Genomic DNA, 12,268 nt, shown 5'->3' with positions numbered 1-12,268 from the left:
TTCCAATTGGGCTTAGTAATCAGGCTTACCAGGTGACCGGCAGTTCGTAGACGCCGTAGGCGAGTCGGTCGTGTTTGAACGGGATGTCGGCGACCGGGACCGCCAGCGCCAGGGTGGGAATGCGGCGGAACAGCGTGCGGAAGACGATCTGTAGCTCCGCGCGGGCGAGCTGCTGGCCGACGCATTGATGCCGTCCGTAACCGAAGGCGACGTTGCGGTCGGCGTTCGACCGGTGCAGGTACAGGCGATCGGGCTCGGTGAAGGCATCCGGGTCCCAGTTGGCCGGGGCCAGGTCGATGATGATGCCCTCGCCGGCGCGGATCACTTCGCCGGCGATGTGGATGTCTTCGATGGCGACGCGGCGCTGGCCGTTCTGGATGATGCTCAGGTACCGAAGCAGCTCCTCCACCGCGCTCGCCACGATCTTGGGATCTTCGGCGTCGCGGATGACGGCGACCTGGTCGGGGTTTTCCAGCAGCGCGAGCACACCCAGCCCGATCATGTTCGCGGTGGTCTCGTGGCCCGCGATCAGCAGGCCGGTGCCTAGCTGGGCGGCCTCTTTCACGCTGAGTTCACCGGCCCTGACCCGTTCCGCCAGATCGGAAACCGCATCTTCTGCCGGGTTTTCCATCTTGGTTTCGACGAGTTGGCACAGGTACTTGTGCAGACTCATCGCGCCCTTTACGGTGTCCTCACCCGTCGCGTAGCGGGCCAGGCCGACGTTGGCGTGGTGCTGGAACATCTCGGCGTCCGCGTAGGGCACCCCCAGCAACTGGCTGATCACCAGGGAGGGCACCGGCAGCGCCAACGCCGTGACGACGTCGGCGGGCTTGGGCCCGGACAGCATGGCGTCGATGTGGTCGTCGGTGATCTGCTGGATGGACGGCCGCAGCCCTTCAACCCGCTTGAACGTGAACGGCTTCGACAGCATGCGGCGAAACCGGGTGTGCTCTTCGCCGTCGGCGGTGAACACCGATCGGGGACGCTTGTGCACTGTCGACAGCATCCCGGCGTTCCAGTGGGGAAAGCCTGGCACCCGGTCGTCGACGCTGACCCGGGAGTCGGAGAACAGCTCTCGGCACTGCTCGTAGCCGGTGATGAGCCACGGTGTGCTGCCGTCCCAGATCCGCACTCGCGACAGGGAACGCTCTTCGGCCAACGCCATGACGTCCGGCGGCGGGGCGAAGGGACAGCCTGCCGCCCTGGCCATCGGATACTCCGGTATTTCGGAAGCGGTCTCGGCCGCCTGACTTGCCAGTGTTTCCGACATCGTTCTCATTCCTCGATATGAATCGCTAGCGCGGGGCAGGCCGCGGCCGCCCGGCGCGTGCCCTCGGCCTCGTCGGCCGACGGGTTGGCGTTGAGCAGCACGACGACGCCGTCGTCGTCCCGCTGGTCGAACACCTCGGGCGCGTTCATCACGCAGTTGCCCGAGGAGGCGCAGCTATCTTGGTCGACGGTCACTTTCATGTGCGGACTCTTCACTCCTGCGGTGTCACGGGCGCCATCCACAGGCCCACGATCGCGTCGATCAGGCCGGATGCCGCTGCTCGCCAAGACAATTGGTGCATTGAGGTACCGGCGGCGAGTGCGCGTTCCCGATCCGCGCAGCTGTGCATCAGCAGGTTGCGGGCCATCACGTTGCGTTCGAAGCGGACCTCGGCCGGCAGGTCGGGCAGGCAGCGGTTGATGCCGTCGACGACCTGAACCAGCGACGGCGAACTCAGCGCGTCCTTGACGATGATGTTGTAATAGGCGGGATCGGTCATCGCCTGTGCCGCGAAGCGCGCGTACCAGGTTGGATTACCCAGCGTCTCAAGGTGTTCGGTGAGCGGGCGCACCAGACAGGCCACCCAGTCCCGCATCTCGGCAGACCCGTCGAGCTCCGACACCAGTTGCTCGCGCAACTGCTCCACCGGTCCGCGGTGCTTCTGTTCGATGGCGCGAACCAGGTCGGCCTTGGTGCCGAAGTGATACCCCACCGCGGCGTTGTTGCCTTGCCCGGCGGCCTCGCTGACCTGACGGTTGGACACCGCGAACATGCCGTGTTCGGCATACAGTCGCTCGGCGGCGGCGAGGATCGCCTCCTGCGTGGAGGTGGCGCGCTCGGTGCGCACGGTCCTGGCGGCTGCGGTCATGCCACCCAGTGAACCGCGCGGGCCGGTATTAAGTCAAGCGACTGATTTAATTTGGCTGCAATGGCTGGCGCGAGCAGACGCACAAGCACCCGCCCGCCCGGTGTCGGGTGCTGTTGCGTCTGTTCGCGTTACTAACGCGGAGGCGACTGGAAGCGGACGGTGATCGGCCCGAGGATGCGCTGATAGCCCGCCGGCAGCACCCGCGCCAGCACGTCGAAAGCCCTGGCGTCCGGGCCCACCAGCACGCGGGCTTTCTTCTGCCGGACGCCTTTCAGTATGACCCGCGCCGCCCGCTCGGCGCTGGTGATCGCAAGCCGCTCGAACACCTTGACGGCGACTTCCTTGTCAAGGCCCTCAACAACTTCCGCGTGGCGCGCGATCGGGGTCTTGACATATCCGGGGTGCACCACCGTCGCCGCGACCGGGTGACTTGCCGCGATCATCTCGTGGCGCAGCGCCTCGGTGAAACCGCGCACGGCGAACTTCGCCGAGTTGTAGGCGGCCTGACCCGGGACCCCGACCAACCCGAACATGCTCGACATGTTGACGACGTGGCCGTCACCGGAGGCGATGAGATGCGGCAGGAAGGCCTTGGTTCCGTTGACCACGCCCCAGAAGTCGACGTCCAGCATCCGCTCGATGTCCTTGAAACCGCTGACTTCGATGTCGCCGAGAAACGCGATGCCGGCGATGTTGTAGATCTGGTTGACCGTCCCGAAATGAGCCTTGACGGCGTCGGCGTAGACGAGGAACGCCTCGCGCTCGGTGACGTCGAGCCGGTCTGCGCGCACCTGCGCGCCGAGATCGCGGATGAGCTCTTCGGTTTGGGCCAGCCCGTCCGCGTCGAAATCGCTGACCGCCAGCCGTGCGCCGGAACGGGCAAGTTCCACCGCCAGCGCCCGCCCGATTCCCGAACCGGCACCGGTGATCGCGGCCACCTTCCCTGCGAACCCGTCCATGGCCCTCCTGCGTCACCGTGACAGCCGCAAGCACTGCGCCGAGCAGACACAGAATCGCACGATTCGACGGGCAATGGTGCGATTCCGCGTCTGCTCGCGGTCAGACAGCAGGGTCAGGACCGACGGCTGGACCGGATCACCTTGCCGGCGACAGTTCCGCCGTCCACGGGCAGCACCGTGCCGGTCACATACCTGGAACGTTCGCTGGCGAAGTAGAGCGCCGCCTCGGCGACGTCGTCGGGCGTGCCCTCACGCTTGAGCGGCCGGTCGTCGCGCTGGGTCTGGCGAATGCGCGCCTCGTACCGCTCGAGTTCCGCGGGATCCATCGGCTCGGCCGACGTGGCCACGATCGGCGTCGGTATGCTCCCCGGCGCGATCGCGTTGACCCGAATCTCGTTATACGCCAACTCGATTGCCGCACACTTGGTGAACTGGATCACCGCCGACTTCGACGCGCGGTAGATCATCACACCGCCACCGGCCTGGATCCCGCCGATCGACGTCATGTTGATGATTGATCCGCCGCCGTGCACGGCCATGTGCCGAGCCGCATCCCGCGTCCCCGCCATCACGCCGAGCACGTTGACCGACATGATGCGGTGGAAGTCGCTCAGATCGTCGTCGAGCAGTCGGCGCAGCGGCCCGGAAACGCCGGCGTTGTTCACCATGATGTCCAACCCGCCGAACTTCTCGACGGCAGCGGCCACGAGCGCACCCACCTGCGCGGGGTCGGAGACATCTGTCCGGTGGAAGTAGGCTTCCGCGCCCAGGGACGCGGCCAGTGCCTCGCCCCGGTCGGCCTCGACGTCGGCGACGACCACCCGCGCACCCTCGGCGACGAACCGCTCCACCGTGCCGCGGCCGATGCCCGACGCACCGCCGGTGACGATCGCGACCTTGCCGGCGAGTTCGTTAGCCACACGACGAGTTAATCGGCGGCGGACCGGTTAAGTCAAGCAGTTGATTTACGACCGGGCGCGTGACCGCTCGGTAAGGTTGCCTAGCAAATGAAATCGGATGCGACAGGGCGCGTGACGGGTCACCGGGCGCAACATTTGCGCGGTCGGCGTGCTGAATGCACGACGCTCGAACGGGTGATGTCCGCCGCCCGCGCGGGCCAGAGCCAGGTGCTCGTGCTGCGCGGTGAAGCCGGCATCGGCAAGACGGCGCTGCTTGACTTCGCCTCCGAGCAGGCGTCGGGCTTCCGTGCGGCGCGGATGAGCGGCGTGGAGTCGGAAATGGAGCTCGCCTATGCCGGGTTACAGCAACTCTGCGGCCCCCTGCTCGACTGCGCCGATCGCCTACCTGCTCCGCAGCGTGATGCGCTGGACATCGCGTTCGGGCGCAGTGCCGGCTCGGCACCGGACCGCTTTCTCGTCGGCCTGGCGGCGCTCAGCCTGATTGGGGCGGCCACCGACAGCAAACCGCTGATCGTCGTCGTCGACGACGCGCAATGGATCGACCGCGTCTCGGCGCAGACGCTGGCCTTTGTCGCCCGGCGGCTGATCGCCGAGCCGGTGGCAATGATTTTCGCGGTGCGCGACGACACGGGTCCCGACGAGTTCGCCGGGCTGCCGCAGTTGCCGGTCCGCGGCCTGGGGCCCGGTGATGCGCGCGCCCTGCTGGACTCCGTCTTCTTGGGCAGGCTGGACGATCAGGTGCGCGACCGGATCGTCGCCGAAACGCGCGGCAATCCGCTGGCGCTGCTGGAACTGCCGAGGGGCTTGACGGCCGCCGAGCTGGCCGGGGGCTTCGAGTGGCCCGGCATCCGGCCGCTCGCGGGCCAGATCGAACAGACATTTCTGCGCCGGATCCGGTCGCTGTCCAACCACGCCCAGCAGTTGCTGCTCACCGCGGCGGCGGAGCCGGTCGGCGACGCGGCGTTGCTGATGCGCGCCGCCGAGCGGCTGGGGTTGCCGCCGGACGCGGCCGCGGGGGCCGAAGCGGCGGGCCTTGTCGACGTGGGGACCCGGGTGCGGTTCCGTCATCCCCTGGTGCGCTCGGCCGCGTACCGCACGGCGGACCTGATAGAGCGTCGCCGCGCACATCGCGCACTGGCCGAGGCGACCGACCCCGATGCAGATCCCGACCGGCGCGCCTGGCACCTGGCGATCGCGGCGCCCGGTCCGGACGAGTCCGTCGCCGCCCAACTGGAACGCTCCGCGGACCGCGCGCAGGCCCGCGGGGGCGTCGCCGCCGCGGCCGCCTTCCTCGAGCGGGCCGCGCAGCTCACCGCCGATCCGAGACGCCGTGGCGCCCGGGCGCTCGCGGCCGCGCAGGCCAAGCGCGACGTCGCTGCGTTCGACGCCGCCGAAGACCTGCTGACGACCGCCGAGTCGGCGGGGCTGAACGACCTGCAGCAGGCCCGCGCCACACGGCTGCGCGCCCAGATCGCCTTCGCCAGAAGCCGTAGTGGTGACGCCGATGCGCCGCCGGTCTCCGACACGGCGGTCGGCCTGCTGAGCGCCGCCGGCCAACTGGAAACGCTCGACGACGCGCAGTCGCGGGAGGCGTACCTGGAGGCCGTGGGGGCGGCGCTGTTCGGGGGGCGGCTGTGCCCGCACGGCGGCATCCGGATGACTGCGACGACGGCCCGCGGAGCGCCGCCGGGGCCGCAACCCGCGCGGCCCGTCGACCGCCTGCTGGACGGCATCGCGATACGCGCCACCGATGGCCACGCCGCCAGCCTGCCGACGCTGCGCGAGGCATTGACGCTGATCCGCACCGCGGCCGAACGCGGCGAGGGCGACGTCTTGGAGTGGATTTGGCAGGCCTTTCCCATCGTGCAGGAGTCCGCGGCACACGAGGTGTGGGACGACGACGTCTGGCACGCGCTGGCCACCCACGCGGTGCGGCTCGCCCGCGATGCCGGCGCGCTGGCCGTGCTGCCGCTCGCGCTGGTCTACCGCGCCGGGGTGCATGTGCAGGCCGGCGAGTTCGTGGCGGCTTCGGAACTGATCGGAGAGGCCGACGCGATCACCGCCGCGACGGGCTATGCGCCGGTCAAGTACCACTCGGTGCTGTTGGCGGCGTTGCGCGGCACCGAGGCTGAGGCGCTGAGCCTGATCGAGACGGCGGCGGCGGACGGAACCACCAGGGGCGAGGGCCGTGTCGTCGGGTTGACCAGCTATGCCACCGCGGTGCTGTACAACGGCCTCGGCCGCTACGAGGAGGCGTTCGCGGCCGCGCGGCACGCCTGCGAAGACGAGGATCTGGGCCTGTTCGGTTGGTGCCTCGTCGAGCTGGTCGAGGCGGGCGCGCGCAGCGGACAGTGGGCGGCCGCCCGCGACGGTTTGCGCCTACTCGAGGAACGCGCCCTGAACAGTGGAACGGATTGGGCCGCCGGCGTTTTGGCTCGCTCGCGGGCGTTGCTCGCCGACGACCGGACGGCCGAAGCCCACTACCGGGAGGCGGTGGAAAAGCTCGGGCGAACCCGGATTGTCGTGCAGCTTGCCCGCGCCCACCTGGTCTACGGCGAATGGCTGCGGCGCTGCAACCGCCGGATCGACGCCCGCGCGCAGTTGCACACCGCCCACGAGATGTTCACCCGCATGGGGGCCGACGCATTCGCCGAGCGCGCCCGCCGCGAGCTGCTTGTCAGCGGCCGCAAGGTGAGCCGGCGGTCCGGCAAAGACGCCGCGGCGCCCGGGGGCCAACTGACGGCGCAGGAGTCACAGATCGCCCGGCTGGCCGGCGAAGGCCTGACGAACCCCGAGATCGCCGCGCAGCTGTTCATCAGCACGCACACCGTCGAATGGCACCTGCGCAAGGTGTTCGCGAAGCTCGGCATCACCTCGCGCCGGCAACTGCGGGGCGCGTCCGCCCCGTGAGCCCAAGGGGTCGGTAGGACTACGGACTTTCAAGGGCTCGACGGGCCGGGGCGCGGTGCGATGCTGGATCGGAGAATTCATCGCGGACCGGGAAAGGCCTGATCATGAAGATTGTTGTCATCGGCGGCACTGGACTCATCGGCTCGCAGGTGATCGCCCAGCTCGTCGAACTGGGACACGAGGCGGTGTCGGCCTCACCCCGCTCGGGCGTCGACACCCTCACCGGCGAAGGCGTGGCCGAGGTCGTTGCCGGTGCGCACGCCGTGGTCGACGTCGCGAATTCGCCGTCCTGGTCCGACGACGACGTGCTCAACTTCTTCACGACGTCGAGTCGCAACCTGCTCGAGGCGGAACGGGCGGCCGGCGTCGCGCATCACGTCGCGCTGTCGATCGTCGGCGCCGACCGGGCCGCCGAGAGCGGGTACATGCGGGGCAAGATCGCCCAAGAGAAGGTGATCACGGAATCGGGGGCGCCGTTCACGATCGTGCGGGCGACGCAATTCTTCGAATTCGTTGACGGCATTGCCGATTCGATGACCGACGGCGACACGGTCCGGGCGCCGCACGGTGCGTTCCAGCCCATCGCCGCCGCGGACGTCGCCACGGCCGTCACCCGCGCCGCGGTCGCCGACCCGGTCAACGGCGTCGTCAACATCGCGGGCCCCGAGAAGCGCGGCATGGACGACTTCATCCGGGCCTGGCTTACCGCGACCGGCGATCCGCGCCGGGTCGTGACCGACCCCGAAGCGCGCTATTTCGGGGCCGTGCTCGACGAGCGCAGCATCGTTCCCCTGGAAGGCCCGGACGGCGAAGAGGTGACCATCTACCCGACCACCTTCGGCGACTGGATGGCCTCCCGCGTTCCGAGCGCCGCACACTAGCCATGGAACTGCTGGACCACACCGCCGTGGTCACTGGCGGGACGGCGGGCATCGGGCTGGAGTCGGCGCGGCTGCTCGCCAGCGAGGGCGCCTCGGTCATCATCTCGGGCCGGGACCGGGACCGGGGCGAACAGGCCGTCGAAGCGATCGGCGCTCACGCGCGATTCGTCCAGACCGACATGTCCGACGCCGAATCGGTGAATTCGCTTGTGCGGAAGTGCGGCGACGTCGACATCATCGTCAACAACGCGGCCAGCTTCCCGTCGGCGCTGACCGTCGACCAGGACCTGGCGACGTTCGAGTCGCTGTTCGACACGAACGTGCGCGGCGCCTACTTCCTGGTCGCCGGCCTGGTGCCCGGGATGCTGCAACGCGGTCGGGGCAGCATCGTCAACGTCACCACCATGGTCGCGTTCAAGGGAGTGCCCGGCGCGTCGGGCTACAGCGCCTCCAAGGCCGCACTGGAGTCGCTCACCCGGACCTGGGCCGCCGAGTTCGGGTCGAGCGGGGTGCGGGTGAACAGCGTGGCGCCCGGTCCCACCCGCACCCTCGGGGTCGAAGCGGCGTGGGGGGACGTCAACGAGGAACTCGGCCGTGCGCTGCCGTTGGGCCGCACCGCGTTCGCGTCCGAGATCGCCGAGGCGGTGCTGTTTCTGAGCTCACCGCGGTCCAGCTTCATCACGGGGTCGACGCTGCACGTCGACGGCGGCGGCGCGGCCGTATAGCCCTCAGGCGATAGAACGCAGGGCACCGAAGGCGGCGTCGCCCCAGTTGGGTGGCACCGGCAACCGCCCGGCCAGCCGGGCGCGGCCGAAAGCCGCCCGCACTTTGAGTTCGGGCCAGTCCGGCGTCTTCGCAGTCAACGCAGCCGAGGTGCCCGACGACGTCATGCTTGCCGACGAGCCGATGGCCGCGGCAAACGCACTCACCGGGGACGCGAACGGTCGCATCCGCAGCATGGTCGACATCGTCGCGGTGGCCGACGCCGACTGTGCGGGTTGTCCGAGACTGCGCAGCGCCCGCGGCACCGCGGCCATCGCCGACGCCAGGATGTCCGGTATGCCGGCGTCGGCGTCCGCCGATCCCGCCAGGCTGTCGCACAGCGCAGGCGGCGCCAGCGGCGTCAGGTTCGCGGCCAGCGCCGACGCACCCGCGTAGCGGTACATCGCGGAGGCGTCCTGGGCCCACATCTCGTCGTAGTCCGCCTCGAGGGCCGTCACCGACGGCGTGTCCAGGTTGACGACGTTTCCCGAGATCAGCGCCGCCAGCCGCGCGCGGTTCGCTTCGATCGCCGGTGGTGCCACCGTCGCGGCCAACGCGTTCTCGAACGCGCTGGCGGCGGCCCTGGCCTGCCCGGCGACGGCCTCGGCCTGCTCCGCGGTATCCGTCAACCAGCGCACGTACGGGATCACGGCGGCGGCCATCGCCTCCGCGGCGTCGCCCCGCCAGCCGTCGTCCGTCAGCGCCAGGATGATCGAGTTGAAATCGGCCGCGGTTCGGTAGAGGTCGTCGGCGAGTTTGTCCCAGGCGGCCGCGGCGGCCAGCATCGGGTCCGAGCCGCGGCCCGAATACATTCGGGCCGAATTGATCTCAGGCGGTAACGCCCCGTAGTCCATGCGCTTACCTCCGACCGACCTCTGCGGCCTTCATAGCAACGCGCCACCCAGCCGCGGACGGTCGCAACGCGGGCCGGGAGGAATCGTTAGCGGAGGGTTCGCCAATCGTGATCACGACGCCTGACGGCAACGCCTGGGCGCAGGACCGATGAACATCCCGCCAGCAAACTACGACGGCCGGCCGCTAGCAAGCCGAATCGCGGACGGTAACACGGTCGTAACCGCGGCACCCGTCGCGACGTGTTGGGCGCCGACATCGCCGCGATCGGGCAGGCGGTTGCGCTACGTCAGCTACCCGAGCACGGTAGACCCTCGGGACGTTTCGACAGCAGACGAGGAGGGGCTATGCCTGTGCCGCCCACCGGCGGGGTGCCTTTCGACGCGGCGCGGCTCACCAGGCGCGGCTTCCTGGCGGCCGGCGTGGTCGGCGGATTCGGGTTGGCGGCCTGCGACGACCCCAAGCCCCGCCTGTCCGGTGAGGCAGCCAAGATGGCCGACGCCATCGCCAAGGCGGAAGCGACCCGGCCACATAGCGGTCGCACCGTCACCGCCAACGTGACCGTGCAGCAGGCGGAGATCGACCTGGGCGGCCTGACCGCCCGCACGTTTGCGTACGGCAACACCATCCCCGGGCCTGTCATCCGGGCCCGCATCGGCGACGAACTCGCCGTCACGGTCGCCAACCGGCTCAATCATCCGACGTCGCTGCATTGGCATGGCATCTCGCTGCGCAACGACATGGACGGCGCCGAACCCGCCACCCCGAACATCCCCGCCGGCCAGGACTTCACGTATCGGTTTTCCGTCCCGCACGCCGGGACCTATTGGGGCCATCCGCACACCGGCCTCGACACCGACATGGGTCTGTATCTGCCGGTCATCATCGACGACCCAACCGAGCCGGGGAACTACGACGCTGAATGGATCGTCGTCCTCGACGACTGGACGGACGGCGTCGGCAAGTCGCCGCAACAGCTCTACGACGAGCTGACGGACCCGAACAGGCGCAGCATGCCCGCCATGACGACGCCGAGTCCGACGAGCACCGCGCCTTCCACGACTTCGACGACTTCGACAACTTCGACGACTTCGACTTCGACCAGCAGGACGAGCGGGCCGAGTCCGACGTCGGAAACGTCGGGAACGTCGGGTACGTCTGCGACGAGCGCGACGTCGAGCACCGGGATACCCCAGATGCCGGGGACGTCCGGGCAGGGCATCGACAAGAGCGACCTGCTGGGTGGCGACGCCGGCGACATCGCCTACCCCTACTATCTGATCAACGGCCGAATTCCTGCCGCCCCCACGACATTCAACGCGCAGCCGGGCCAGCGAATCAGGATCCGGTTGATAAACGCCGGTTCCGACACCGCCTTCCGCGTGGCGCTGGCCGGCCACGCGATGACGGTCACGCACACGGACGGTTACCCCGTCGTACCCACGCGGGTCGACGCGCTGTTGATCGGGATGGCCGAACGATACGACGTGATCGTCACGGCCCGCGATGGCGTCTTCCCGTTGGTCGCCGCGGCGGAAGGCAAGAATGCATTGGCGCGCGCGCTACTCTCCACCGGCGGCGGCAGCCAGCCCGAGCCGGGGTTTCTCCCGGCCGAACTCGGCCGGAGGGTCGGTACCATCGAAATGTTCACCGCCACAACGCCGGTCAACCTGGGCAGGGCTGAACCGAACCTCAATCTCTCGGTCGTCCTGGGCGGGACCATGATGAAGTACGACTGGACGATCAACGGACGGCCCTACACCGGCACCGATCCACTGCACATCCGGTTGGGCCAGCGGCCCACCATCACCTTCGACAACACGACGATGATGTGGCATCCCATGCATCTGCACGGCCACTCCCTGCAGCTGATCAAGGCCGACGGCAGCCTCGGGGCGCGTAAGGACACCGTCATCGTGCTACCCAAGCAGAAAGTAAGCGCCGTCCTAGTCGCGGACAATCCTGGCACGTGGATGCTGCACTGCCACAATACTTATCATCAGGACGCGGGAATGCAGACCCGCCTGGACTACCTGCTCTGACGGACGGGTTGCTACTGCCCCATCACGTAACCGACGGTGGGGCCGGCGGTCCAGCCCCCGTCCACCGCGATCTCCGCGCCGGTCGTGTAGGCGGCGTCGTCGGACAACAGATAGCCCACCGCGCCGGCAATCTCCTGGGGCAGGCCAACCCGTCCCATCGGCGTGTTCGGGTAATTGCCTTCGCCGACTTGGATTCCCACGTGCTCGGTCATGGGCGTGTAGGTCATGCCCGGATGCACCGAGTTGACCCGAATGCGGTCACCGGCCAGCTCGACCGCGGCGACCTTGGTCAGCCCGCGGACACCCCACTTCGAGGCACCGTAGCCCGCGGTCAGCGCGAGGCCGAAAAGCCCCGCCGCAGAGGAGATATTGACGATCGAGCCACCGCCCGTAGCACGCATCGCCGGAATCACTGCCTGGATGCCGTTGAACACCCCGACCAGGTTCACTTCCAGCACCGACCGGAAGTGCTCAAGCGGTTCCTGCTCGATGAATTGTCCAGTCGACACACCGGCGTTGTTGACCAGCCCGTCGAGGCGCCCCCACTCGGCATTGGCGAGCTGCACCGCGCGCGACCAGTGGGCCGGATCGGTGACGTCCAGGTGGACATAACGCGCGGACGCGCCGAGTTCCTCGGCGAGTCGCGTGCCGTCGTCGTCGAGCAGGTCGGCGATCAGCACCTTGCCGCCCCTGCCGACGATGAGACCGGCGAATGCGGCGCCCAGTCCCCGCGCGCCACCGGTGACGACGACAACCTTGTCCGCCAGTTGGGCCGAATTCTCGCTCATGTGACAACTCCCCTTC

At 68.8% G+C, this 12,268-nt stretch carries 11 protein-coding genes; 4 read left to right on the top strand and 7 right to left on the bottom strand.

From position 1 onward, the window contains the following. Window positions 1-25: 25 nt before the first annotated feature. The 5 genes from AC5Y5V_RS29285 to AC5Y5V_RS29265 all read right to left on the bottom strand — a co-directional run bounded on the left by AC5Y5V_RS29285 (window position 26) and on the right by AC5Y5V_RS29265 (window position 4,017). Entirely contained in the window at window positions 26-1,270 is a 1,245-nt protein-coding gene (locus AC5Y5V_RS29285) for a cytochrome P450 (RefSeq protein WP_499942306.1), read from the bottom strand. A gap of 5 nt (window positions 1,271-1,275) precedes the next feature. Then, window positions 1,276-1,470: a ferredoxin gene (locus tag AC5Y5V_RS29280; protein WP_499942302.1), complete on the bottom strand. Its 195-nt coding sequence runs from the start codon at window positions 1,468-1,470 to the stop codon at window positions 1,276-1,278. 11 nt (window positions 1,471-1,481) lie between these two features. Then, entirely contained in the window at window positions 1,482-2,138 is a 657-nt protein-coding gene (locus AC5Y5V_RS29275; protein WP_499942299.1) for a TetR/AcrR family transcriptional regulator, read from the bottom strand. A 131-nt stretch (window positions 2,139-2,269) separates the two neighbouring features. Then, complete coding sequence (locus AC5Y5V_RS29270; RefSeq protein WP_499942297.1) at window positions 2,270-3,097, bottom strand: SDR family NAD(P)-dependent oxidoreductase; 828 nt, start codon at window positions 3,095-3,097, stop codon at window positions 2,270-2,272. Between the two features lie 113 nt (window positions 3,098-3,210). Then, entirely contained in the window at window positions 3,211-4,017 is an 807-nt protein-coding gene (locus AC5Y5V_RS29265; protein WP_499942294.1) for an SDR family NAD(P)-dependent oxidoreductase, read from the bottom strand. Window positions 4,018-4,104: 87 nt separating this feature from the next. Here AC5Y5V_RS29265 and AC5Y5V_RS29260 point away from each other — a divergent pair, with 87 nt between their 5' ends. The 3 genes from AC5Y5V_RS29260 (at window position 4,105) to AC5Y5V_RS29250 (ending at window position 8,533) form a co-directional block, all read left to right on the top strand. After that, the gene (locus AC5Y5V_RS29260) at window positions 4,105-6,927 is read left to right on the top strand and encodes a helix-turn-helix transcriptional regulator (protein ID WP_499942292.1); all 2,823 of its coding nucleotides are present in this window, start codon (window positions 4,105-4,107) and stop codon (window positions 6,925-6,927) included. A 104-nt stretch (window positions 6,928-7,031) separates the two neighbouring features. Further along, entirely contained in the window at window positions 7,032-7,808 is a 777-nt protein-coding gene (locus AC5Y5V_RS29255; protein WP_499942290.1) for an SDR family oxidoreductase, read from the top strand. Between the two features lie 2 nt (window positions 7,809-7,810). Then, a complete protein-coding gene (locus AC5Y5V_RS29250; protein ID WP_499942288.1) occupies window positions 7,811-8,533 on the top strand; it encodes an SDR family NAD(P)-dependent oxidoreductase in 723 nt (240 codons plus the stop codon). A 3-nt stretch (window positions 8,534-8,536) separates the two neighbouring features. Here AC5Y5V_RS29250 and AC5Y5V_RS29245 read toward each other — a convergent pair whose 3' ends face one another. Continuing rightward, on the bottom strand, window positions 8,537-9,424 hold the full coding sequence (locus tag AC5Y5V_RS29245; protein WP_499942286.1) for a PPE family protein: 888 nt from the start codon (window positions 9,422-9,424) through the stop codon (window positions 8,537-8,539). A 345-nt stretch (window positions 9,425-9,769) separates the two neighbouring features. On the opposite strand from AC5Y5V_RS29245, the gene AC5Y5V_RS29240 reads away from it, so the two are divergent. Further along, the gene (locus AC5Y5V_RS29240; protein WP_499942284.1) at window positions 9,770-11,464 is read left to right on the top strand and encodes a multicopper oxidase family protein; all 1,695 of its coding nucleotides are present in this window, start codon (window positions 9,770-9,772) and stop codon (window positions 11,462-11,464) included. 11 nt (window positions 11,465-11,475) lie between these two features. On the opposite strand, the gene AC5Y5V_RS29235 is transcribed toward AC5Y5V_RS29240, so the two are convergent. Beyond that, window positions 11,476-12,252, bottom strand: a complete 777-nt coding sequence (locus tag AC5Y5V_RS29235) for a glucose 1-dehydrogenase (protein WP_499942282.1) — start codon at window positions 12,250-12,252, stop codon at window positions 11,476-11,478. Window positions 12,253-12,268 lie beyond the last annotated feature (16 nt).

Source organism: Mycobacterium sp. NGS68, from assembly GCF_059812195.1.
The sequence above is the reverse complement of the archived record's forward strand: the minus strand, read 5'-3'. Positions and strand labels throughout refer to the sequence as shown.